Raw genomic sequence first — 22,690 nt, 5'->3', positions numbered from 1 at the left:
GCCGTCCGGCGGGCATGGCGCGCCCGCCGGACCGCGCCCGCGGGTGCTCACTGCGTGACGAGCCCGCGGGGCAGCTGGTTCTGCTGGAGGAACGTCTGCAGGCTGCGGTCCCAGGTGCGGGCGAAGCCCTGGGCCAGTTCGGAGGTACCGCGGACGGGGACGGGCAGGTGGAGGCCGGGCGTGAAGCCCATCATCCGGGCGATCGCGCGCCACAGCCGGGCGTCGGTGGTGCGGCCGACCGCGGCGTGGTGCACGGCCAGCAGGTGGGCGGCGAGCTCGTCGCCGGCGCCGGCCGCGAAGCGCCACCAGTACAGCGCACTGTCCCACTTGTCGAGGGTGTAGAGGAGACAGGCGAAGGTTCTCGCGCCGGCCGCGTCGTAGTCGGCGGCGAACGCGCCGAGGGTGTCGATGTCCTTGGAGCGCAGCACGACGTTGCACAGCCGCCGGGCCTCCGCGAGGACGGCGGCGGACGGGACGGGCGCGGCGAGGATGGGGGTCGGACGGCGGCGCCGGCGGCCGCGGACCGCGGTCGGACGCACGGGGGTGGGGCGGATGCCGCCGACCGTGCCGCGGGTGACGGGCTCGGGTTCGCGGGCGGTGCCGTCGGTGATGCGGGCGGCCAGGCGCCGGGTGAAGGCCGCCGGGTCGTGATCGGCGAACTCGGCGTCGAGGGCCTCGGCTTGGCGTCGTAGCAGGTCTTCGAGCATCACGCGTCCTCTCCGTCCCCGCAGGAACCGTTCGTCATGATCTCTTTGAGTCGCTGCAGTCCGACGCTGGTGCTGACCTTCGCGGCCCCGGGGGTGGTGCCCAGCCGCTCGGCGATCTGGTCGTACGACAGCCCCGCGAGGTGGCGCAGGCGTACGGAGTTGGCCTGCAGGGGCGCGGTGGACTCCAGCTCGTCCAGGGCGAGGTCGAGCGCTTCGCAGCTGCGCAGCTCCTGGAGGTAGGAGGTGTCGGGCGGGTCGGCGAAGGGCTGTACCCGGCTGTTGCGGACCTCGCGGCGGTAGAAGTCGGAGATGACGCCGTTGAGGATGGTGTACGTCATGGCTTTCGGGTTGACGTGGGCCAGGATGCGCTCCCACTTGCTGTACATGCGGCAACCGGCTTCCAAGGTGGCCTCCTCCGCGTCGCGGCGGTCCCTGAGGCGGGAGGCGGCGATGGCGAGGAGCGCCTTTTGTTCGCGCTGGAAGAAGACCTCGAAATCGAGCGGCAGATCGGTCGGGCTGGCCAGGGGGGAGTGCTCGTTCACCGGGCCTCCTCACAGGGGTGGCCGGTCGGCGGCAGCGGCGCGGACGCGATGCCGGCGTCAGGGAGCGCGCCGCCGCGTCGCGAGCGGCCCTGGAGGGGGGTGCCGTGTGGTGGTGGCACGGCGGTGGCACGGGCGGTGGTGACGGCACGGTGGTGCTCGGCACGGGCCTGCGAGGCGGTGCGGACCACACGGCGGACAAGGGCGTCGAGTCCTGTGGCGGTCAACCGGTAGACGCCGACCAGTGCCAGCGCGTACCAGGGCCATGAATGCCCCAAGTGCTCCACGAAGCCCTCCCTTCATGAGAGTTGCTGCCACCCGCGTCGTTGCGGGTGGGGCGGAACGTGCGATGCGTTCCTGCCCCTCTCACCGACGAGAGGGGCCCTCAGGGTTAATCAGGCTGCGCACATAATCAGCAGAAAGTGATCGATCAATTGCACACTGTGGGTCCGACCTGCGCATTCCTCCCCTCGGAGTGATCAATGCCACATTGACGGGAGGTTTAATGGTGGGTAACTCCTGTTCGAGAGGGGGCGGTTCACGCTCGGCGCCGACCTCACGGGGCGTCCGGGGCGGGCACCGCACCCCCCGCGGCGGCCGGCGCGGGCCCCACGGCTTTCGCCCCGCCCCTGGCGTCCCGGCCGGGGCCGCTCCGAACTGCCCTGGCGGGATGGGTTGTTGCACCGCCGCGCCAGGGCGGGACGAGCCGTTGCACTGCCCAGAGGTCCGTGCGCGGTGCGTGCGGACCTGCGCAGCGCATGCACCAAGTGCCCCGGGTGCGCTCGGCGGACACCCCCGCAGCGGGTGAACGATCCCCCCGACCCGGTGGGGCATGCGCCTACGGCCTGAGGGGTGCGCCCCTGCCCGTCAGAGCGGGTGCGCCGTGGGCAGGCATGCCCGTGCTCCGGAGGCAAGGGGGCAGACCGAGCGGCGACGGCGCTACCGCGCGCTCTGCCGATGCGAACTCGGTGCGTGGTTGTCTCATCCCCGTCGAATTCATGGCGCCGCACGGAAATCGCGGTCGGGGCACCGCTCGAACGCGATTTCCGCCAAGGCGTCACGTTTCCTGAATGGCCGCCAGGGAACTGCGCGGCAAGCGACGGGAGCAAACGCATGGAATTTCCGCAGGTATCGGAATCGACCGCCCGGAATGAATTCCGGGGCTACGGGGTCCGAGGCATCACGGCAGCAGCCGTACTGCTGGCGGCCGGCGCGCTGAACATGGCGGCCGAGCAGCCGGCCGAGGCGGCGGCAGGCGGGACGTGGGACCGCCTGGCCGGGTGCGAGAGCGGAGGCAACTGGCGTATCGATACCGGGAACGGGTTCTCCGGAGGGCTGCAGCTCGCCCACTCCACCTGGCGCTCGTTCGGCGGCCGGGCGTACGGGGTACGAGCGGCGCAGGCGACCCGGGCCCAGCAGATCCACGTGGCGGAACGGGTGCTGGCCCGGCAGGGGTGGGGTGCGTGGCCCGCCTGCTCGGCCCGGCTCGGACTCAACTCGGCCTCGCGGCACACCGCCCCGCGGGTCACCACCCCGCGCCCCGCCCCGCAGCACCGGGCCCAGCCGCCGGCTCGCCAGCGGCTGCCGCACCCGCAGTTCCACCAGAAGCGGTACAAGCCGCGTCCGCAGCGCAGCGGCACCACCGTCGTCGTCAACACCGGGGACACGCTGAGCGGTATCGCGCAGGAATTCGGCTGCCACTGGCAGCAATTCCACCGGCTGAACCGCGGGGTGATCGGCGCGAATCCGGACCTCATTTACCCCGGCACGCGACTGGCCGTGCCGCGAAACAGCTCCCGCTGAGCACCAATTGACCGGAAAGCGGCCGGCGGACACGAACTGAGCGCACCGTAGAACCGCTTCGAAACCCCTTTTCGAAGCCCGATCCGAAACCCGTTACGGAATACCCGGGTATTCCCCAGCGGTGGGTTGCAGGCCGTCCGTGGCGCCGCGGACGGCCTGCCCGCGCGAGCGGACCCGGTGCGGATGCGGGCTGGACGAAGCGTCAGACCTTGGTGAAGCAGAGCGTGTAGTTGCCGCTGCGAGAGCGCGAGCCCGTGAACACGATGCTGGCGTCGTACTGCGGCCCGCACTTCTGGCCGGCACCGTACAGCCGGTCCCCGGTCTTGTACTCGGCCTGGGCGGAACCGCAGTCGACGACCAACGGCCGCGGAGCGTCGTCGGTGCCCTGCATGTCGACGCAGTCACCGGTCTGCGGGGAGTACTTCTTGTTCTCCTCGGCCCGCGCGGACGCCGAGGCCTCCGCCTTGGCCTTGCCGCCGTTGGGGTTGGTGTTGTAGTCCCACACGTACCAGGCCCCGCCGCCGAAGACCGCCAGCACGACGACGGCGGTGATCAGCCCCCGCAGCGGACTCGCCTGCCGCTGCGGCGGCCGCTGGGGCCCGCCCGGCTGCTGCGGGTACGGGTGCTGCTGCGGCTGCTGGCCGTAAGGCTGCGGTGGCTGCTGCTGCCCGTACGGCTGCTGCTGCGGATACCCGTAGGGCTGCTGCGGCGGCTGGTTCTGGTAGGGCGGCGGTGCGGACACGACTGAGGTCCCCCATGGTTGACTGCACGATGACGTCAACGCGTTGTTGACCGATGCAGGTTACCTGCCGTCAGTCGGCCGCCGGTCAGGCGGTCCCCCGCGCCCGGACGGCGCGCCGGGCCGGAGCGCTCCCGGCTCCAGCGCACCGGTGCGCCAGGGTGTGCAGGAGGGCGACCGTCAGGCGGTCGCGTAGACGCGGGTCGCGAACTCCGCGATCTGCTTGTCGTTGAGGTTCTTGGCGAGGTTGGCCTCGGTGATCATTCCGATCAGGCGGTGGCCGCCCTTGACGTCGATCACCGGCAGGCGCTTGATGTGGTTGTTCTCCATGATCTCCAGGACCTTGGTGGCGTCCGCGTCGGCGTCGATCCAGTGCAGTTCCCCGCCCAGGGAACCGGCCTGCACGGACGCCGGGTCCACTCCTTCCGCACAACAGGTGACGACGATGTCGCGGTCGGTGATCATGCCCATGAGCTTGTTGTTGTCACCGCAGATGGGCAGGCATCCGACGTCGAGATCGCGCATCATCTTGGACGCGTCGTAGAGCGATTCATGCGCACCCACGCAGCGCACGCCGCCGGTCATGATGTCTCGGGCTCGCAGTTTGCCGGCCATGGTTCCTCCTGGCTTAAGGAGCGTTGCTTGCCTCGCCTTCGATGACACCACGGATGGCCCAACGACGCTTCCCGGGGCAGGGCCCGGCGGACCGTGTTCGGCGACTGCCGGACCGGGCGCCGCCCCCGGGCATAGGGTCGACGCCCGTGATGCCGACGAACCCTTTCTTCGAACCGAGTGACCTGCCCTACGAGCTGCCGCCCTTCGCGCGGATCCGGCACGAGCACTATCTGCCGGCCTTCGCACGCGGAATGGCCGACCAGTTGGCGGAGGTGGCGGCGATCGGAAGCCGCGCCGACCCGGCGACCTTCGAGAACACCGTGGAGGCGATCGAGCGCAGCGGTGCGCTCCTGGGCCGGGTCCGGCGGGCGTTCGCCACCAAGGCGGCGGCGGACACCGACGAGGAGATCCAGGCACTGGAGGCCGAGCTCGCGCCCCGGCTGGCCGCCCACGACGATGCGCTGCTGCTCGACTCCGCTCTGTTCGCCCGGATGGAGACGGTCTTCGAGCAGCGCGAGCGCCTCGGGCTGGACGCGGAGCAGCTGCGGCTGCTGGAGCGCCACCACTCCCTGCGGGTGCGGGCCGGCGCACGCCTCGCGCCGGAGCAGCAACGGCGGCTGCGCGAGCTGAACACCGAGATCGCCTCCCGGAGCACCGAGTTCCGCAGGAATCTGCGCGAGGACACCGCCCGCGCCGCGCTGGTGCTGGACCACGCCGAGGAGCTGGCCGGTCTGCCGCCGGACCAGATCGCCGCCGCCGCGGAGAACGCCCACGCGCTCGGACACAAGGGCAAGTTCGTGCTCGGCCTGAAGAACTTCTCGAACCAGACCGAGCTCGCCGCGCTCGACAGCCCCGAGCTGCGTGCGCGCCTGCTCGCTGCCTCACTGCGCCGCGGCGGCGAGCGCAACGGCCCGGTCGCCGTCGCGCTGGCCAGGCTGCGCGCCGAGCGTGCCGCCCTGCTCGGCTTCCCCAGCCACGCGGCCTGGGAGATCGCCGACCGGACCGCCGGCACCACCGGCGCCGTCGAGGACATGTTCGACCGGTTGGCCGCCCCCGCCGTCGCCAGCGCCGAGCGCGAGGCCGCGGCCCTGGCCGAGGCCGCCGGCGTCGCGCGGATCGGCGCCGCCGACTGGCAGTACTACGCCGAGCGGGTCCGCAAGGAGCGGTTCGACCTGGACGCGGCCGCGCTGCGGCCCTACCTGGAGCTGGAGCGGGTGCTGCGCGACGGGGTCTTCCACGCCGCGGAGCTGGTCTACGGGATCACCCTGACCGAGCGCCCCGATCTGGTGGCGTACCACCCGGACGCCCGGGTCTTCGAGGTGCGCGACGCCGACGGCGGCCCGCTCGGGCTGTACATCGGCGACTTCCACGCCCGCGAGTCCAAGCGGGGCGGCGCGTGGATGGACTCTCTGGTGCTGCAGTCCCATCTGCTGGACCAGCGGCCCGTGGTGGTCAACAACCTGAACATCGCCAAGCCCCCGGAGGGCGAGCCGGTGCTCATGACCTGGAGCGAAGTCACCACGCTGTTCCACGAGTTCGGGCACGCGCTGCACGGCCTGTTCTCCGACGTCCGCTATCCGCTGCTGTCCGGTCTGCAGGTGCCGCGCGATTTCGTCGAGTTCCCCTCGCAGGTCAACGAGGTCTGGGCGGACCGGCCCGAGGTGCTGGCCCGCTACGCCCGGCACCACGCGACGGGAGAGCCGATGCCGGCCGGCCTGCCGGCCCGTCTGCGCGAGGCGGAGAACTTCGGCGCCGGCTTCCGGATGGTGGAGCACCAGGCCGCCGCGGTGCTGGACTGGTCCTGGCACACCCTGTCCGCCGACGGCGACCTGCCGGGCGACGGCGACGCGGAGGCGTTCGAGGCGGCCGCGCTGGAGCGCTCGGGTCTCGCCGTGGCCGCGATCCCGCCGCGCTATCGCACCGGCTACTTCGCCCACATCTTCAGCAGCGGGTACGCGGCGGGGTATTACGGCTACCGCTGGGCGGAGGTGCTGGACGCCGATGCCGTGCGCTGGTTCCGCGAGAACGGCCGGACGGTCCGCGAGAGCGGTGAGATCTTCCGCCGGGAACTCCTCGCCAAGGGCGGCAGCGTCGATCCCATGGCGGCCTTCCGCGCGGTGGTGGGACGCGATCCGGAGATCGGGCCGCTGCTGGCCCGGCACGGTCTGACCGGCTGAGCGGGCCCGGACGGCGCCTCAGCGGGCTTCGAACCGGGCCTGCCGCTCCCCCCGGAGGCGTCCGGCGGGGAGCTTGCGGCCGAAGGCGACCAGCAGCAGGTCCTGGGCGGCGCCGGACAGTGGGGCACCGGCGCCGAAGGACCAGTCGAGGTCGTCGGCGCGCAGTGCGACGCCGCTGAGGTCGGCCCCGAAGAACCTGGCGGATCTGGGGGTGACGTTCTCCAGGAGGAGGCGCACCCAGTCTTCGGGGACCCGGCGGTCGAGGCCGAGGGCGACGGTGATGTCGAGGCCGTGCACCACGTCATGGCCCAGTGCGGAGGCGAGCCCGCCGACCGGCGGCTTCCAGGGGTGGTGGGCGTTGTCGCGGAGGAAGGCGACGAGTTCGTCCGTCGACGCGTCGGCGGCGTCCCTGCGGGCGAGCCGGTCGGCCACCTTGTTGATGCTGCCGCCCGCCTTGACGAGTTCGGCGGCCACCTTCGGGAACGAGTAGCGGAATCCCATCGACATGTGGGCCGCGACCTCCCGCACCCGCCAGCCCGCACACAGGGTGGGCGCCTCCCACTGGCTGTCCGTCAGCCCCGCCAACATGTCCGCGAGTTCCCGGCGTTCGGCCGCAATCGCCGCTTTGATGTCCATGCTCCAAGGATCTTGTTCCTTGAGCCATAAGTCCAAGAGCTGGTGATTCTGCGCTCCATAACCACTGGTTCTAGAATCTCGCACCATGGAACTCCGGCAGTTGCAGTACTTCGTCGCGGTGGTGGAGGAGGCGAGCTTCACCCGCGCCGCGGCCCGTCTGCATCTGGCGCAGCCCGGGGTGAGCGCCCAGATCCGGCAGTTGGAACGGGAGCTCGGTCAGCCGCTGCTGGACCGCTCCGGCCGTTCGGTGACGGTGACGGAGGTGGGCGAGGCGGTGCTCGCGTACGCGCGGGCAGCGCTCGCCGCCGTCGAGGGGATCCGCTCCACCGTGGACGAGTTCACCGGCCTGCTGCGCGGCCGGGTGGCGATCGGCCTGCTGTCCGGCGCCGTCATCGGCGCCTTCGACGTGCCCGCCCTGCTCGCCGACTTCCACGACGACCACCCCGAGGTGGAGATCTCGCTCACCGAGGACAACTCGGAGCGGATGCTCGCCGCGCTGCACGCCGGCGCACTCGACATCGCGGTGATCGGCCTCGCGGAGGAGGCGCCCCCGCAGGGCATCTCCCTGCAGATCCTGATCGATGTGCCGCTCGTCGCCGCCGTCGCGCCGGACGATCCCCTCCTTGCGCCCCCGGATCGCAGCAGCGTCCCGCTGGCCGCGCTGGGCGACCGCCCGTTGATCAGCCTGCCGCGCGGTACCGGCCTGCGCGGTGTCCTTGAGCGGGCTTGCGCACAGGCGGGTATCCGGCCCCGGATCGCCTTCGAGGCGGCCGCCCCGCAGGTGCTGGCGCAGCTGGCCGCCCGCGGTCTGGGCGTGGCGGTGATCCCGGCGCTGCCGGCGCAGGCGGCGGCGGAGGTGGGGCTGCGTACGCTGGCGATCACCGGGCCGCGGCCGCGCGGCCGGGTCGCGCTGGCCTGGCGGACGCGGGGACCGGCCGGCCCGGCGGCCAGGGCGCTGCTGGAGCGGCTGCGCCGCGCGCTGCCCGCGCCCGGTTGAGGCGCGGGCGCCGGCTCACCAGGCGGCCGGCGCGTAGTCCTTGAGGAAGCAGCCGAAGAGGTCCTCGCCGAGTTCGCCGCGGACGATCGGGTCGTACACCCGGGCGGCGCCGTCGACCAGGTCGAGCGGGGCGTGGAAGCCCTCCTCGGCCAGGCGCATCTTGTCGGGGTGCGGGCGCTCGTCGGTGATCCAGCCGGTGTCCACGGCGGTCATCAGGATGCCGTCGGTCTCCAGCATCTCCCGGGCGCTGGTGCGGGTGAGCATGTTCAGCGCAGCCTTGGCCATGTTGGTGTGGGGGTGGCCGGCGCCCTTGTAGCCGCGGCTGAACTGGCCTTCCATCGCGGAGACGTTGACCACGTACTTACGGCGTGCGGCGGCCGCGGCCATCGCCGGGCGCAGCCGGCTGACCAGCAGGAACGGCGCGGTCATATTGCACAGCTGGACTTCCAGGAGCTCGACCGGGTCGACCTCGTCCACCTTCTGGATCCAGCTGTTGGTCGCGTGCAGGTCCGGGACGAGCCCGCCGGCGTCGATCGCGGTGCCCGCCTCGATGCGGGCCGGCGAGGCGGAGCCGGTGGTCAGGGCGAGGGCGGTGACGTCCTCGGCGGTCAGCCCGCCGTGCCCGGCCGCCGAGGCGGCGGGCAGCGCCGCGGGGGCGCCGCTGCCGAAGTTGCCCAGGACCAGGGAGGCCGGCAGCTCGCCGGCGGGCAGCGGAGCCGACTCGGCGGCGAGCAGCTGCCCGTACGCCTCGGGCGAGCGGCGCACGGTCTGCGCGGCGTTGTTGATCAGGATGTCGAGCGGGCCCTGTGCGCTCACCTCGTCGGCGAGCGCGATGACCTGGGCCGGGTCGCGCAGGTCGATTCCGACGATCTTCAGCCGGTGCAGCCACTCCGCGCTGTCCGGCATCGCCTTGAACCGGCGGACGGCGTCGTTCGGGAAGCGGGTGGTGATCGTGGTGTGGGCGCCGTCGCGCAGCAGCCGGAGCGCGATGTACATGCCGATCTTGGCCCGCCCGCCGGTGAGCAGCGCGCGCCGGCCGGTGAGGTCCGTACGGGCGTCGCGGCGGGCCCGGTTCTCCTGGGCGCAGGGCCGGCAGAGCTGGTGGTAGAACGCGTCGACCTCGGTGTAGCGGGACTTGCAGGTGTAGCAGGACCGGGGGCGCTGCAGGATTCCGGCGATCTCCGTGGTCACGGAGCTGGTGAGGGCCAGGCCCTGGGTCTCGTCGTCGATCCGGTCGGGCGCTCCGGTGGCCGTGGCCGCGGTGACCGCCTTGTCGTTGGCCGTCTTCGCCGCCCGGCGCTCCTGCCTCCGGCGCTGCTTGACCTTGCGGTAGATGCCCGCGGTGGCGCGGCGTATGGCGATCGCGTCGGGGTGGTCCAGCGGCAGCGCGTCCAGCTCTTCGAGCACGCTCAGGCAGACCGCCATCCGCTCCGAGTCGATACCCGCGCCATCGGCCCGGCCTGTTTCGGTCACCGTCATCGCCGCTGCCGCTTTCCTGGGATCGTACGTTCTATTTTTCGTGCTTCGGCGGAACTGTACGTAGGCGGGGACGCGTCCGCCAAACCGGTGCGGGCCCGGCGCCGGTCCGGCACCGGGCCCGCGGCGCGGTCGGCCGCCCGGCGTCAGGTCACCGGGTCGTGCCCCAGCGCGATGTCGCACTCGCTCCGCCCGGCGGCTCCCACCCTCACCGAAGCGGCCACCGGCGGATAGCCGCCGGCGATCAGTGTGTAGGGGCCGCCGTCGAGGTCGGTGAGGGCATACGCGCCGTCCCGGTCACTGGTGGTGGTGCGCACCACATGGCCCGCCGGGTCCAGCAGGGTCACCCGGGCGTCGTCCACGGGGCCGCCGTCCGCCGTGCGGATGGTGCCGCGGAGCCGGGCTCCCGGCCTGAGCCGGACCCGGTACCGGTTGCGGCTGCCGGCGGCCGCATCGGCCTGGAGGGCGGCCGGGCGGTGGTGCTCGGCGCTGACGGCCAGGGTGTAGCCGCCCGGCGCCAGTTCGTCGAAGGCGAAGCCCCCGTCCGGGCCGGTCCGGTCCGAGGCCACGACCTCGCCGCGTACGTCGGTGACCACGACGAGCGCGTCGGGCACCGGGTCGTCGCCGCGCTCCGTACGGACATCACCGGTCAGGCCCGCCGCGCCGCTGAGGGTCAGGTCGTAGGGCGCGGGTTGCCCGCCCACCACGACGGTCACCGCCTGCGGCTGCCGGGCGTCCGCGGAGGCGATCAGCACATAGGTGCCGGCGCCGGGCACGGGCACGGTGTAGCCGCCGTCGGCCGCGGTCGAGGTACGGCCGAGCTGCCGGCCGTCGATGCCGACCAGGGTGAGGGCGGCGTCCGCCACCGGCCGTCCGGCGCCGTCCCGTACGGTGCCGTGGAGCGACGGGCCGGCCGGGCCGGTACCGGTCGCGGTGGCCGCGGGGGGCTCGGTGGGCGTCGGTGCGGGCCCGGCGGGCGGGGCGTCGGCCGGCTCGGCGGGCTCGGCCCGCGCCGGCGCGGCGTCCGCGGAGCCGGCGGCATCCGAGCCGGCGGCCTCCGCCTCCGCGCGTGCCTGCAGCCCGGACACCTGCCGCAGCGGCACCTCCTTGATGAACCACATCAGCAGGAAGGCCAGCGCGACGACGACCGCGCCGATCAGGAACACGGTGTGCATCGAGTCGGCGAAGCCGCGCTTGAACGGCTCGGCGAGCCGCGGGTCGAGGTGCTGGATGAACGACGAATCGCTGAGCACGCCGGAGGAGTCGCCGTTGCCCTGGTGCCCCAGCGTGTCCAGTACGGGCTTGTTGGCCGGGTCGCGCAGTACGGCGGGGTCGTGCAGCGCGGCCTGGAAGCGCTCGGTGGACGCGGCGCTGCGGAAGGCCGCGGAGATCTTGTCACCGACCGTGCTGAACAGCACCGACAGGAAGACCGCGGTACCGGCCGTGGCGCCCATCTGCCGGAAGAACGTGGACGAGGCGGTCGCCACCCCCATGTCCTGCGGCGGCACCGTGTTCTGCACGGCGAGCACCAGGCTCTGCAGACAGCCGCCCAGGCCGAGGCCGAAGACCAGCATGTAGGCCATGGTCTCCCACAGCGGGGTGTCCCACTGGACGCGGAGGTGGAAGAGCAGCATCCCCGCGACCATCAGCGCGGTGCCGACGAGCGGGAAGACCTTGTAGCGGCCGGTCTTGGCGGTGATCTGGCCCGACGCGATCGAGGCGATGATCATGCCGGCCATCAGCGGGAGCATCTGCAGGCCCGACGTGGTGGGGCTGGCGCCGTTCACGATCTGGAGGTACTGCGGGATCAGCAGCATCCCGCCGAACATGCCCATGCCGATCAGCACGGACAACAGGCTGATCGTGCTGAAGGTGCCGTTGCGGAACAGCCGCATCGGGATCAGCGCGTCGTCGCCGGTCCGCCGCTCGACGAGGATCCAGGCGATGATGCCGACGGCGCCGACGGCGTAACAGACGAGGGCGCGGGAGGAGTCCCACCCCCACTCCCGGCCCTGCTCGGCGACGAGCAGCAGCGGGACCACGCCGACGGAGAGGGTGAGCGCCCCCCACCAGTCGATGCGGTGGTCGCGCCGGGTGTGCGGGAGGTTGAGGACCTTGGCGACGACGAACAGCGCGATGACGCCGATCGGTACGTTGACCAGGAAGACCCAGCGCCAGCCGGTGATTCCCAGCAGCTGGTCCTGGCCGGCGAGGGCACCTCCGATCAGCGGGCCGGCGACGCTGGAGGTCGCGAAGGTGCCCAGCATGTAGCCCTGGTACCGGGCGCGTTCACGAGGCGGGACGATGTCACCGATGATCGCCAGCGCCAGCGACATCAGGCCGCCGGCGCCCAGGCCCTGCACCGCCCGGAACGCGGCGAGTCCGGTCATCGAGGTGGAGAAGGTGCACAGCACCGAGCCCACGACGAAGACGCTGATGGCGGCCAGGTAGTACGGCTTGCGGCCGTGCAGGTCGGACAGTTTGCCGTAGAGCGGGGTGGCGATGGTCGAGGTGATCAGATAGGCGGTGGTCGCCCAGGCCTGCTGGCTCAGGCCGTGCAGATCGTCGGCGATGGTCCGGATGGAGGTGCTGACGATGGTCTGGTCGAGTGCGGCGAGGAACATCCCCAGCATCAAGCCGCTGAGGATGGTGAGGATCTGACGGTGCGGCAGGCCCCCCGGCCCGGGTATCTCCCGGGCTCCGGCTTCAGGTGGGGAGGTGGCTGTGCTCATGTACGTATCTCTCCCTGCTCCACGGCGGCGCCCTGGACTCCCCCGGGACCCGGCCGTGTGTGGTGTCGTTCTGCCTGTCCTCGTCGAGGCGGCCCGGCGGCCGGATCGGCTCGGCCCGGCCGTCGGGATGGAGACCACGGATCAAGGAGCGCGGCCCGTTCGGTGTCGCGCTGACGGCGGTGGTGTGCGAAGGCGCCCCGCCCCGCATTGCTTGTACGTGCCAAGGTTAGCGGGCCCGCGGCGCCCCGGCGGTGCGCCACACCTCCAACTCCCCAGTAGGCAAGGGTGGTTGGGGTCGGCCGGAGGTGTTCACCCGGCGCCGGCCGCACACCGCTCCTCGTCCTTGACCACGGTCAGCGTGATCTGCCGCCCCTTCAGGGGCGTGCCCGGTGCCGGCTGCTGGCCGCAGACCTTCCAGGAGGCCGGCCACAGCACATGGCGGCCCGCGCCACGGCCGTCCCTGAACCGGATGCCGGTGTCGTAGTCCAGCGTCTGGAAGGCGTCCACCAGACCCCGGCCGGTCACGTCGGGCATGGTGCGTCCGTCGGCGTGGGCGAGTCCGGCCAGTGCCAGCGCGGACAGGACCAGGGCCGCGGCGGTGCCGGCCTGTGCGGTGCGGGTCCTTGCGGTGCGGTTCTTCGCGGTGAGGTTGTCGTTCACCACTGGGGAACGATCTTTACCGAGGAACGGTCACTCGCGGGCCGCGGGCTGCTGCTCCTGGGCGCCCGCCAGGTCCCGGGCCAGTCCCACTCGGGAGAGCAGCAGGGCGCCCCACAGGACCAGGGCCATGCCCAGCGCTTCGGGGAGCAGCCACCAGCCGGTCCGGATGCGTTCGTCGAACAGGGTGACGCCCAGGGACAGGCTCACCAGCGCCTCGCCGAGCGTGTCCACCGGCTGAGAGGCCGTCAGCGGGCCGGACTGCATGGCGTTTCCGTAGAGCAACAGCGCCAGTACTCCGACGAGTGCGAAGCCGTAGGTCTGCCAGGACGCGAAGAACGCGCCGGGGCCACCGGTCTCCCAGGCGTAGGTGGCGTCCTTCATCAGGGCCGCGGTGAGTGCGTAGGCGATCGCGGCCGACGCGGCGAAGCAGGCCGCCCGCACGCCGCCCACGCCCCGGCGCAGCGCGGCGCCGACCGCCGCGGCGATCACCGCGGCGCAGACCACCAGGGCGGGTACCCAGCGGCCGAACGGGGCGCGGGCGGTGCCGACGGTGGGCGCGGCGGCGGCGAGCGCGGACCCCAGGCCGACGACGATCAGCGCCACGCCGGTCCAGCCGGCGCGCGAGATCCTTCCGCCGAGGATCAGCCGTCCGATGAGCAGGGCCAGCGGCAGTTCGAGGACGCAGATCGGCTGGACCACCGACAGTGCGCCCTGCGACAGCGCCAGCGCCTGGAAGCAGGCGGCGGCGATGACCGCGAGCATCCCGCCGAGCCAGGCGGCGCGGTGCAGCAGATCGACGAGCAGGCCCAGGCGCAGCCTGGAGGAGAGCGGGATGGTGCGTGCGGCGTGGCGCTGCAGCACCGTGGCCAGACCGTTGCTGGCCGCCGCGAACAGCGCGAACAGCACGGACAGCCATACGCTCATGCGTCCTCCTCCTCGTGCGCCGTTGCCCGCCGCCGACGCTAGCGGGGCGGCGGCGGGGACCGGCCGACGACACGGGTGCGACGGCCGCGAGCACTGCGCCGGACGGCGGCGTCCGGTGCGCCCGGCCGCCGCGCCCGAGGTGGCGCAGCTGCCCTCTGCAGGATCGAAACAGCAGGTCAGCGCCGCTTTCCCGTGGGCCGTGGGTGGCGCAACATTGCGGCAACACCACTGCCCGGGATGCCTCGGTATGGTCCACCGCAGGCCGGTCCGGACCGCGCCGGCCGGCGCTCGCGGGGCCGGCCGCGCCGCACGGCCCGAGCCCCGTCGCCCCGCTCCCCCTGCCCCCTGCCCCCTGCCGTTCCCGCCTTGGAGACCGCCATGTCCCTGGTACCCCAACGGGCCGACGTGCCCGTGACCATCGACGAGTCGAAGTGCATCGACGGCTGCACCCTCTGCGTCGACATGTGCCCGCTCGACTCGCTCGCCATCGACCCGGCCAGCAACAAGGCGTACATGCACGTCGACGAGTGCTGGTACTGCGGGCCGTGCGCCGCTCGCTGCCCCACCGGCGCGGTCACCGTCAACATGCCCTACCTGCTGCGATGAGAGGCACCACCATGGAGATCCCCGCTCTGGGCTCCGCCGAGGAACTGTCCTGCGACGTCCTCGTCATCGGCGGTGGCACCGCCGGCACCATGGCCGCGCTCACCGCCGCCGAACAGGGCGCGTCGGTCCTGCTGTTGGAGAAGGCGCATGTGCGTCACTCCGGTGCGCTGGCCATGGGCATGGACGGCGTCAACAACGCGGTCGTCCCCGGGCGGGCGGAACCCGACGACTACGTCGCCGAGATCACCCGCGCCAACGACGGCGTCGTCGACCAGTCCACCGTCCGCCAGACCGCCACCCGAGGCTATGCGATGGTGCGGCGGCTGGAGTCGTACGGCGTGAAGTTCGAGAAGGACGAGCACGGGGCGTACGCGCTCCGGCAGGTGCACCGCTCCGGCTCGTACGTGCTGCCGATGCCGGAGGGCAAGGACGTCAAGAAGGTGCTCTACCGGCAGCTGCGCCGCCGCGAGATGCGCGAGCGCATCCGGATCGAGAACCGGGTGATGCCGGTGCGCGTCCTGACCGGCCCCGACGGCCGGGCGATCGGGGCGGCGGGCCTCCACACCCGCACCGGCGGCTTCGTCACGGTCCGGGCGGGGGCGGTGATCCTCGCCACCGGTGCCTGCGGCCGCCTCGGCCTGCCGGCCTCCGGATACCTCTACGGCACCTACGAGAACCCCACCAACGCGGGCGACGGCTACGCCATGGCGTACCACGCGGGCGCCGAGCTGACCGGTATCGAGTGCTTCCAGATCAATCCGCTGATCAAGGACTACAACGGCCCGGCCTGCGCCTATGTCGCCAACCCCTTCGGCGGCTACCAGGTCAACCGGCACGGCGAGCGGTTCGTGGAGTCCGACTACTGGTCGGGGCAGATGATGGCCGAGTTCGCGGCCGAGACCGCCTCCGAACGCGGGCCGGTCTACCTCAAGCTCAGCCACCTCCCCGAGGAGTCGGTGGCCGCGCTGGAGACGATCCTGCACACCACCGAGCGGCCCACCCGCGGCACCTTCCACGCCGGGCGCGGGCACGACTACCGCACCCACGACGTGGAGATGCACATCTCCGAGATCGGGCTGTGCGGCGGCCATTCGGCGTCCGGTGTCCGCGTCGACGACCACGCCCGCACCACCGTGCCCCGGCTGTACGCGGCCGGTGACCTGGCCTGCGTCCCGCACAACTACATGATCGGCGCGTTCGTGTACGGCGACCTGGCGGGCGCGGACGCCGCCCGATTCCGCGCGTACGAGGGCGAGTTGCCCGCGGATCAGCTGCGCGACGCCCATGAGCTGATCTACCGGCCGCTGCGCCATCCCGACGGCCCGCCCCAGCCGCAGGTCGAGTACAAGCTGCGGCGGTTCGTCAACGACTACGTCGCCCCGCCCAAGAGCGGCGCCCGGTTGTCGCTGGCCGTGGAGCACTTCGAGCGGATGCGCGCCGAGATCGCCGGCATGGGCGCCCGCACCCCGCACGAGCTGATGCGCTGCGCCGAGGTCGACTTCATCCGCGACTGCGCCGAGATGGCCGCCCGCTCCTCGCTGGCCCGTACCGAGTCCCGCTGGGGCCTCTACCACCAGCGCACCGACCATCCGCAGACCCACGACGGCGACTGGCTGTGCCACCTCGACCTGCGGAAGTCCGACACGGGGCGGATGGAGTTCACCGCCCGCCCGGTGGCGCCGTACCTCGTCCCGGTCGAGGGGTACGCACCGGCGGGCGGCGCCGCCCGCTTCCTGGGCGAGGTCCATCCGGAGCAGGTCGCGACGGCGGGACGGCGGGATACGCCGCCGGTGGGTTCCGTGTCCGGTCCCCGGCCCGGGAAGACCGGGCACGCCGACGAGCCCGGGCCCACTCCCGGCGCCCCCTCGCCGCGGATCCTCGAACTGCTGGCCCTCGCCGAGGACCAGCCGGACCTGGCGGCGCTCGCCCCCTACCTCGCCGACCCCGACCCCGCCGTACGCCGCGCGGCCGTCGACGCGCTCACCGAGAGCGTGCCGCCGGGCACCGGTCCGGCCCTCGCCGCCGCGCTCGCCGACACCGACGCCGCCGTACGGGCGGCGGCCGCCGGCTCGCTCCGCGAACTGGTCGAGGTGCTGGTGCCGGAACCGGGGCTGCGCGCGCCGCTGGCCGCCGCGGCGGGCGGTTTCGACCCGCTCGTGCGGTCGTCGGCCGTGGACGTGCTGCGCGCGCTCCGCCTCGGCGACCGTCCCCTGTTCGCCGCCGCGCTCGCCGATCCCGCCGTGGACGTCCGCATCCAGGCCGTCCGCGCGCTGGTCTCCGTGGACGCCGCCGACGAGCTCCGGCGGGCCGCGAAGGACGTCTCCCGCGAGGTCCGGGTGGCCGCCGCGCACGCCCTGGGTACGGTCGGCGGCGCGGCCGACCTGGCGGCGCTGCTCCACGACGAGGACGTCCTCGTCCGGGCCGCGGCGCTCGGGGCGCTGGCCACCACCGGCTGCCCGCCACCGTACGAGGCGCCGGTCGTCGCGGCGCTCGGCGACGCGGCCTGGCAGGTACGGGCCGGCGCCGCGCGGGCCCTGGCCGCGGCCCGTCCCGACGCCGCCGTGGCCGCGCTGCGCGCCGCCCTCCGCGACGGCCACGCCGACGTCCGCAAGGCCGCGGTGCTGGCGCTGCGGGCCCACGCCGGGCGCGCGGACACCCGCGCCGCGCTGGCCGCGGTCGCCGACGACCCGGACGCCGATGTGCGCGCATACGCCCGGCTCGCCGCGAAGGGGTGACACACGTTCGGGCCCTCCCGGTGGCCCCTCGGTCCCCGCCGCTGAAGGCTGGGGGGCCGAGGGTCCGTCCGTCGCGCGCAAGGAGTTCCCGATGGCCCCCACGTACCGCTACGACGACCTCAGTGCCCTGTTCGTCAACTGCACGCTCAAGCGTTCCCCGGAGACGAGCAACACCGAGGGGCTGATCGACAAGAGCCGCGCCCTGATGGCGGCGAACGGGGTGGCCACCGAGGTGATCCGCGCCGTCGACCATGACATCGCCACCGGGGTGTGGCCGGACATGACGGAGCACGGCTGGGCATCCGACGCCTGGCCGGAGCTGTACGCGAAGGTGCTGGCCGCCGACGTCCTGGTGCTCTGCGGGCCGATCTGGCTCGGCGACAACAGCTCCGTGATGAAGCGGGTCGTCGAGCGGCTCTACGCCTGTTCCAGCGTGCTCAACGACCGTGGCCAGTACGCCTATTACGGCCGGGTGGGCGGCTGTCTGATCACCGGCAACGAGGACGGGATCAAGCACTGCGCCATGAACGTCCTCTACAGCCTCCAGCACCTCGGCTACACGATTCCGCCGCAGGCCGACGCCGGCTGGATCGGCGAGGCCGGGCCGGGGCCCTCGTATCTGGATCCGGGCTCGGGCGGTCCGGACAACGACTTCACCAACCGCAACACGACGTTCATGACGTGGAACCTGATGCATCTCGGGTCGATGCTCAAGCAGGCCGGCGGCATCCCGGCGCACGGCAACCAGCGCACCGAGTGGGACGCCGGCTGCCGGCCGGAGTCCGCCAACCCCGAGCACCGCTGAGCGCCGGGGATCTGGGCCGCGCGGCATGCCGAACGATCCGCTCCCTTCCTACTCCACCCGATGGCCCCGGTACGTCGAGTTCGCACCGGGCGTCCTGGTCGCCGGCGGGCTGATCTGGGACACGCTGTCGCCTGAGGAGTACTGGGGCGATCCCATGCTGACGGCGGCCAGTGTCACGGCCGGTGCGCTGCTCTCGCTCCGGCACACCCTCGTGATCGGCGTGGTGATCATCGTCGGCGTCGCCGCGCTGACGGTGAAGGACGGCACCGCCGGCGACATCGTGGGCTATCTGGAACTGATCAACACGGTCTTCGCCGCGCTCATGGGGGTCGGCGTCAACTGGGTGGTCACCCGCCACGGACGCTCCCTGGACGTCATGCGCACGGTCGCGGAGGCCGCCCAGCGCGCCGTGCTGCCCGCGCCACCGGAGCGCATCGGCCCGCTGGCCATCGCGGCGCGCTACCAGGCCGCCCAGAGCGAGGCCCGGATCGGCGGCGACGCCTACGCGGTGCAACGCACTCCGTTCGGCGTCCGGCTGCTGATCGCCGACGTCCGCGGCAAGGGGCTGGACGCGGTGAGCGCGGTGTCGGTGCTGCTGGGCGCCTTCCGCGAGGCGGCCGAGGAGGAGCCGGGGCTGCCGGCGCTCGCCGACCGGATGGAGCGCGCGCTGCTGCGGGAGAGCGAGCAGACCTCCGAGGAGGTCCGCCTCGAAGGCTTCATCACGGCCCTGGTCTGCGAGGTCCAGCCGCAGGGCGACGGGCTGCGGCTGCTGAACTGCGGCCACCCCGCACCGTATCTCTGCCACGGCACCGAGGTCCGGGCGCTGGAGACCGGCGAGCCGGGGCTGCCCCTGGGCATGGGCGGGCTGGGCGTGGCACGGCCGGAACCGACCGACCGGCCCTTCCCGGCGGGCAGCACTCTGCTGCTGGTCACCGATGGCGTGACCGAGGCCCGGGACCGCACCGGAGCGTTCTACGACCCCGCGGCGCAGCTCGCCGGCCGGGGTCCGTTCCGGGAGCCGCGGGAGGCCATCGACCTCCTGGCGCGGGAGGTCGCGGGCTGGACCGGCGGGCCGCGCGACGACGACATGGCGATGCTCGCGATCACCCGTCAGCCGATGCCGGCGCCGAATCTCCTCGTGTGATACGGGCCTTGTGGGGCGAGAAATGAGAAGATCGATCCGAGCATCAGCGTCCGCACCGAGCGTGCCATCGCTCCCGCGCAGATCGGAGTTGATGTGTCCGACAACAGATCAGCACTGCACAACGGATCCGCACTCCACGACAGTTCGCCACGGCACGACAGCTCGGCGGCGCACAACAGATCGGCCCTGCTGAGTCAGCGCGCCGCCGTCATCCTCCTCCTGGGCGCCCTCACCGCCATCGGTGCCGGAGTGCTCACCTGCTTCAACGGCGGCACGCTGGCGTCCGCGGCCCTCGTCGGCGGCGCGGCCTTCGGCGCCGGCGTCACCTTCTTCCATACGGTCATCGACTGAGCCGTCCACCGATCCGGCCGCCCGGCGCCTCGCCGCAGCACAGCCGCCCCGGTGGGCGAGGCGGTCGGCCGGGCAGGGCTCCTGGGCGTGCCCCGGGCCGCTGCGGGTGGGCGGGCATCACCGGGATTATTGAAGGAGAAATCACCCATCGGCGTGCGCCGCCGGGCCGGGCCGCGCGGGCCGAGTGGTGCATCGGCGGAATTCGCGGCCCCGCATACGCTGCGCCGCCGCACCTCAAGTGCCAGACTTGAGGCACCGCGCCCGGCCGCCGGCCGGGGCCCTTGTCGCCGAGGGGAACATCATGACCTGGGCATCTTGGACCACTGTCGGGATCCACGCCCTACCCGGCGCGGTTCGCACCGAGGAGATCGGCGTGATCAACGGCGACCTGACCATCCATACGACCTGGTCGGAGAACCTGGCCCATGTGGCCGTGCAGCACACCGGGTCCTCGGACTGGTACACCATGGTCGGCAGCCCCGTCCCGTGCCCGTCCGAAGAGGCCAGCCGCAGCTTCCACCAGGCCGTGGTCGAGGCCGTACGGGGCGGCGAGCGGGCCGACGCCTCCCTTGAGGAGCTCTTCGACCCGCAGGGGGCGGCCGCCGCGGATCAGCCGGGCCGCCCGAAGACCGACTCCTAGGATCCTCTCCCACAGGCCAGGGCCGGGTCCGGCCCTGGCCTCCGCGCTGCCGTCTCGCTCGCCTGCCGCCTCGGCCGACCGCCCGCCGCCTCGTTCGGCACCCACTCGGCGCGTAGCGGCGCCGCTGCTCAGCGTGCACCCGCTGCGCCGCCCCGCCCGTCAGGGCACCCGCCTCCCCGTGCGGTGACCGCACCGCTCCCGGCTGCGCCCCGGCGCGTACCGACGCGCCTTTGGTGACGGCCGAGGGGGCTTCGCGCGCTCATCGGCCCGGCACCGGCAATTTCCGCCGGTGGCCGGGCAACCTTTTCGCGCCTCTTCATGTCTGTTGAGGCAGACCACAATTGGTCACCTCGCGGCTACCCAAAGGTGATCAATTGTCAAATTTAGACCACAAATCTCGAATACTGATCATTTAACTTTACATGCCCATGCCAGGGCATACAGGGTTTGCGCGGGGTCACACGGCCCCCGCGGTGCACAACAACACCGCGTGTACGGGCGGTTGGCCTGTCGACCGCCCCCGCAGCGCTAAGGACCCCCATCAGTGCGTAGACCCCACATACGCAGCCGCCGCCTGGCCATAGCCGTCGCGGTGGCCACGGCCGCGACCCTCACGGCCGGTGCGGCGACCGCCGTCGGCGCGACCAGCGCGGCTCCGCGAACCCAGACGCCCTCCTCGACTCCCGCCTCCGACAAGGTCGTTGACGCGGCACGTGCAGCCGCGTACGCACACGCCACGGCCACCGGAGTCAGCAAGCAGGACACCCTCAAGGCCACCGACACGATGGTCGACCCGGACGGCCGGCAGCATGTCCGTTTCGTCCGGACGCACCGCGGACTGCCGGTGCTCGGCGGCGACCTCGTCGTCCATCTGACCGCCACCTCGGCGTACGAGGGCGTGACCCGGGCCTTCGACCACCAGGTCTCGGTGCGCACCACCGACCCGAAGCTGTCGGCCGATCAGGCCCGGTCCAAGGCCGCCGCCGTGGCCAAGGGCGACGCCGGCGAGCCCGAACTGATCCTGGCCGCCCGGGACGACCAGACGACGCTGGCCTATCAGGTGCAGGTCGACGACAGCCGCACCGCCGAGGCAGGCGGCGCCCGTACGGTCGTCCTCGACGCGGCCACCGGGGCGGTGCTCAGCAACACCCCGGCGAACGACTCGTTCCTCTCCCCCGCCCTCCTGGACAAGCTGCGCGAGCGGGGCGAGCGGCTCAACCCCGTGACCGGGCTGCTGGCTCCCCCCGCGCCCGCCACGGACAAGGCGGCCAAGGCCCCCGGCTTCCCGACCACGGCCAAGGGGACCGGCTCGTCCCTCTTCGTCGGCAGTGTGCCGCTGTCGACCACCCAGACGGCGAAGAAGTCCTTCACCCTCAAGGACCCCACCCGCGGCAACACCGAGACCCGGGACGCCGGCGACAAGGAGCTGGAGAAGTTCACCAGCGGCAAGGCGTTCACCTCCGCCACCAACCGCTGGGGCAACGGCACCACGAGCAACCGGGCCACCGCCGCCGTGGACGCCCAGTACGGCATCACCAGCACCCTGGACTTCTACAAGAAGACCTTCGGCCGCAAGGGCATCAAGAACGACGGCCGCGGCGCCCGCGCTCTGGTGCACTTCGGCAAGAACGTCGGCAACGCCTTCTGGTCCTCGGACTGCGGCTGCATGCTCTACGGCGACGGTGACGGCCGGACCTTCGCCAAGCCGCTGGTCGTCCTGGACGTCACCGGCCATGAGCTCAGCCACGGCGTCGTCGACGCGACCGCCAACCTCCAGCCCACCCGCGTCGACGCCGAGGGCAACCAGTTCGGCGAGCCCGGGTCGCTCAACGAGTCGCTGGCGGACATCTTCGGCAGCGCGGTGGAGTTCGCCACCGACAACCCCAAGAACCCGCCGAACTACCTGATGGGCGAGAAGCTCGGCCTGGAGCAGAAGTTCCTGCGCCGTCTGGACAAGCCGTCCCTCGACAAGCTGGAGGGCACCGTCGACTACTGGTCGAAGGAGTCCTACGACACCGAGGTGCACGCCGGCTCCGGCGTCTCCTCGCACGCCTACTACCTGCTCGCCGAAGGCAGCGGGAAGAAGACGATCGGCGGGGTGGCCTACGACTCCCCCACCTACGACGGCTCCAAGGTGACCGGCATCGGCCGGAGCAAGGCGACGGCGATCTTCTACCGGGCACTGACCCGGTACATGGTCTCCACGACCGACTTCCACGACGCCCGGACCGCGACGCTGCACGCCGCCAAGGATCTGTACGGCGCCCGGAGCACCGAGTACAAGACGGTGGCCAAGGCCTGGGCCGCGGTGAACGTGACGGCGGCCAACGCTCCGTCGGCCAAGCACTGAGCACAGGCCCCGGCTCGTGTGGTGCCCCCGCCGTCCGGCGGGGGCACCGTGCGT

At 72.5% G+C, this 22,690-nt stretch carries 20 protein-coding genes; 10 read left to right on the top strand and 10 right to left on the bottom strand.

Features of this window, described 5'->3' with window-relative positions:
* Positions 1 to 47: 47 nt before the first annotated feature.
* Genes AC0680_RS17740 through AC0680_RS17730 form a run of 3 tightly spaced genes read right to left on the bottom strand, consistent with a single transcriptional unit; the run spans position 48 to position 1,533 of the window.
* Positions 48 to 710: a hypothetical protein gene (locus AC0680_RS17740; RefSeq protein WP_478629433.1), complete on the bottom strand. Its 663-nt coding sequence runs from the start codon at positions 708 to 710 to the stop codon at positions 48 to 50.
* Positions 707 to 1,249: an RNA polymerase sigma factor gene (locus AC0680_RS17735; protein ID WP_478629431.1), complete on the bottom strand. Its 543-nt coding sequence runs from the start codon at positions 1,247 to 1,249 to the stop codon at positions 707 to 709. Before AC0680_RS17735 ends, AC0680_RS17740 begins: the two co-directional genes overlap by 4 nt.
* On the bottom strand, positions 1,246 to 1,533 hold the full coding sequence (locus AC0680_RS17730; RefSeq protein ID WP_478629428.1) for a hypothetical protein: 288 nt from the start codon (positions 1,531 to 1,533) through the stop codon (positions 1,246 to 1,248). The genes AC0680_RS17735 and AC0680_RS17730 overlap by 4 nt, the downstream gene beginning before the upstream one ends.
* An 826-nt stretch (positions 1,534 to 2,359) precedes the next feature.
* On the opposite strand from AC0680_RS17730, the gene AC0680_RS17725 reads away from it, so the two are divergent.
* A complete protein-coding gene (locus AC0680_RS17725; RefSeq protein WP_478629425.1) occupies positions 2,360 to 3,049 on the top strand; it encodes a transglycosylase family protein in 690 nt (229 codons plus the stop codon).
* Between the two features lie 202 nt (positions 3,050 to 3,251).
* On the opposite strand, the gene AC0680_RS17720 is transcribed toward AC0680_RS17725, so the two are convergent.
* Positions 3,252 to 3,791: an LppU/SCO3897 family protein gene (locus tag AC0680_RS17720; protein ID WP_478629422.1), complete on the bottom strand. Its 540-nt coding sequence runs from the start codon at positions 3,789 to 3,791 to the stop codon at positions 3,252 to 3,254.
* A 177-nt stretch (positions 3,792 to 3,968) separates the two neighbouring features.
* Positions 3,969 to 4,403 carry a CBS domain-containing protein gene (locus AC0680_RS17715; protein WP_478629419.1) on the bottom strand — a complete coding sequence of 145 codons (435 nt, stop codon included), beginning with the start codon at positions 4,401 to 4,403 and terminating at the stop codon, positions 3,969 to 3,971.
* Positions 4,404 to 4,552: 149 nt separating this feature from the next.
* Between AC0680_RS17715 and AC0680_RS17710 the strand changes: the two genes are divergently transcribed.
* The gene (locus tag AC0680_RS17710) at positions 4,553 to 6,580 is read left to right on the top strand and encodes a M3 family metallopeptidase (protein ID WP_478629416.1); all 2,028 of its coding nucleotides are present in this window, start codon (positions 4,553 to 4,555) and stop codon (positions 6,578 to 6,580) included.
* 18 nt (positions 6,581 to 6,598) lie between these two features.
* Here AC0680_RS17710 and AC0680_RS17705 read toward each other — a convergent pair whose 3' ends face one another.
* Entirely contained in the window at positions 6,599 to 7,216 is a 618-nt protein-coding gene (locus tag AC0680_RS17705; protein ID WP_478629413.1) for a maleylpyruvate isomerase family mycothiol-dependent enzyme, read from the bottom strand.
* Positions 7,217 to 7,301: 85 nt separating this feature from the next.
* Here AC0680_RS17705 and AC0680_RS17700 point away from each other — a divergent pair, with 85 nt between their 5' ends.
* On the top strand, positions 7,302 to 8,213 hold the full coding sequence (locus AC0680_RS17700) for a LysR family transcriptional regulator (protein WP_478629410.1): 912 nt from the start codon (positions 7,302 to 7,304) through the stop codon (positions 8,211 to 8,213).
* A gap of 15 nt (positions 8,214 to 8,228) precedes the next feature.
* On the opposite strand, the gene AC0680_RS17695 is transcribed toward AC0680_RS17700, so the two are convergent.
* The 4 genes from AC0680_RS17695 to AC0680_RS17680 form a co-directional block, all read right to left on the bottom strand.
* Complete coding sequence (locus tag AC0680_RS17695; protein WP_478629407.1) at positions 8,229 to 9,692, bottom strand: SDR family NAD(P)-dependent oxidoreductase; 1,464 nt, start codon at positions 9,690 to 9,692, stop codon at positions 8,229 to 8,231.
* 143 nt (positions 9,693 to 9,835) lie between these two features.
* Entirely contained in the window at positions 9,836 to 12,421 is a 2,586-nt protein-coding gene (locus AC0680_RS17690) for an MFS transporter (protein WP_478629404.1), read from the bottom strand.
* 309 nt (positions 12,422 to 12,730) lie between these two features.
* Complete coding sequence (locus tag AC0680_RS17685; RefSeq protein ID WP_478629401.1) at positions 12,731 to 13,084, bottom strand: PASTA domain-containing protein; 354 nt, start codon at positions 13,082 to 13,084, stop codon at positions 12,731 to 12,733.
* A gap of 27 nt (positions 13,085 to 13,111) precedes the next feature.
* A complete protein-coding gene (locus tag AC0680_RS17680) occupies positions 13,112 to 14,005 on the bottom strand; it encodes a DMT family transporter (RefSeq protein WP_478629398.1) in 894 nt (297 codons plus the stop codon).
* Positions 14,006 to 14,383: 378 nt separating this feature from the next.
* On the opposite strand from AC0680_RS17680, the gene AC0680_RS17675 reads away from it, so the two are divergent.
* From AC0680_RS17675 to AC0680_RS17645, 7 genes are all read left to right on the top strand, one after another.
* A complete protein-coding gene (locus AC0680_RS17675; RefSeq protein WP_384437254.1) occupies positions 14,384 to 14,611 on the top strand; it encodes a 4Fe-4S dicluster domain-containing protein in 228 nt (75 codons plus the stop codon).
* An 11-nt stretch (positions 14,612 to 14,622) separates the two neighbouring features.
* Entirely contained in the window at positions 14,623 to 17,346 is a 2,724-nt protein-coding gene (locus tag AC0680_RS17670; protein WP_478629736.1) for a fumarate reductase/succinate dehydrogenase flavoprotein subunit, read from the top strand.
* A 91-nt stretch (positions 17,347 to 17,437) separates the two neighbouring features.
* Positions 17,438 to 18,151 (top strand): flavodoxin family protein, encoded by a 714-nt coding sequence (locus tag AC0680_RS17665; protein WP_478629395.1) that lies wholly within the window; start codon positions 17,438 to 17,440, stop codon positions 18,149 to 18,151.
* 25 nt (positions 18,152 to 18,176) lie between these two features.
* Positions 18,177 to 19,295, top strand: a complete 1,119-nt coding sequence (locus AC0680_RS17660) for a PP2C family protein-serine/threonine phosphatase (RefSeq protein WP_478629392.1) — start codon at positions 18,177 to 18,179, stop codon at positions 19,293 to 19,295.
* 93 nt (positions 19,296 to 19,388) lie between these two features.
* Positions 19,389 to 19,646: a hypothetical protein gene (locus AC0680_RS17655; protein ID WP_393496024.1), complete on the top strand. Its 258-nt coding sequence runs from the start codon at positions 19,389 to 19,391 to the stop codon at positions 19,644 to 19,646.
* A 301-nt stretch (positions 19,647 to 19,947) separates the two neighbouring features.
* Positions 19,948 to 20,286, top strand: coding sequence for a hypothetical protein (locus AC0680_RS17650; RefSeq protein WP_478629389.1), 339 nt, complete (start codon positions 19,948 to 19,950; stop codon positions 20,284 to 20,286).
* A gap of 544 nt (positions 20,287 to 20,830) precedes the next feature.
* The gene (locus AC0680_RS17645) at positions 20,831 to 22,636 is read left to right on the top strand and encodes a M4 family metallopeptidase (RefSeq protein ID WP_478629386.1); all 1,806 of its coding nucleotides are present in this window, start codon (positions 20,831 to 20,833) and stop codon (positions 22,634 to 22,636) included.
* The last annotated feature ends 54 nt before the right edge of the window (positions 22,637 to 22,690 follow it).

The organism is Streptomyces sp. NPDC043738, assembly GCF_056436545.1.
Note: the sequence above shows the minus strand (reverse complement) of the source record. Positions and strands in the feature narration are given on the sequence as shown.

What these genes read in the sequence shown, in the direction of transcription:
- AC0680_RS17725 (WP_478629425.1), top strand. Translation starts at nt 2,360, where the DNA reads ATGGAATTTCCGCAGGTATCGGAATCGACCGCCCGGAATGAATTCCGG.
- AC0680_RS17715 (WP_478629419.1), bottom strand. Translation starts at nt 4,403, where the DNA reads ATGGCCGGCAAACTGCGAGCCCGAGACATCATGACCGGCGGCGTGCGC.
- AC0680_RS17710 (WP_478629416.1), top strand. Translation starts at nt 4,553, where the DNA reads ATGCCGACGAACCCTTTCTTCGAACCGAGTGACCTGCCCTACGAGCTG.
- AC0680_RS17705 (WP_478629413.1), bottom strand. Translation starts at nt 7,216, where the DNA reads ATGGACATCAAAGCGGCGATTGCGGCCGAACGCCGGGAACTCGCGGAC.
- AC0680_RS17700 (WP_478629410.1), top strand. Translation starts at nt 7,302, where the DNA reads ATGGAACTCCGGCAGTTGCAGTACTTCGTCGCGGTGGTGGAGGAGGCG.
- AC0680_RS17695 (WP_478629407.1), bottom strand. Translation starts at nt 9,692, where the DNA reads ATGACGGTGACCGAAACAGGCCGGGCCGATGGCGCGGGTATCGACTCG.
- AC0680_RS17690 (WP_478629404.1), bottom strand. Translation starts at nt 12,421, where the DNA reads ATGAGCACAGCCACCTCCCCACCTGAAGCCGGAGCCCGGGAGATACCC.
- AC0680_RS17680 (WP_478629398.1), bottom strand. Translation starts at nt 14,005, where the DNA reads ATGAGCGTATGGCTGTCCGTGCTGTTCGCGCTGTTCGCGGCGGCCAGC.
- AC0680_RS17675 (WP_384437254.1), top strand. Translation starts at nt 14,384, where the DNA reads ATGTCCCTGGTACCCCAACGGGCCGACGTGCCCGTGACCATCGACGAG.
- AC0680_RS17670 (WP_478629736.1), top strand. Translation starts at nt 14,623, where the DNA reads ATGGAGATCCCCGCTCTGGGCTCCGCCGAGGAACTGTCCTGCGACGTC.
- AC0680_RS17665 (WP_478629395.1), top strand. Translation starts at nt 17,438, where the DNA reads ATGGCCCCCACGTACCGCTACGACGACCTCAGTGCCCTGTTCGTCAAC.
- AC0680_RS17660 (WP_478629392.1), top strand. Translation starts at nt 18,177, where the DNA reads ATGCCGAACGATCCGCTCCCTTCCTACTCCACCCGATGGCCCCGGTAC.
- AC0680_RS17650 (WP_478629389.1), top strand. Translation starts at nt 19,948, where the DNA reads ATGACCTGGGCATCTTGGACCACTGTCGGGATCCACGCCCTACCCGGC.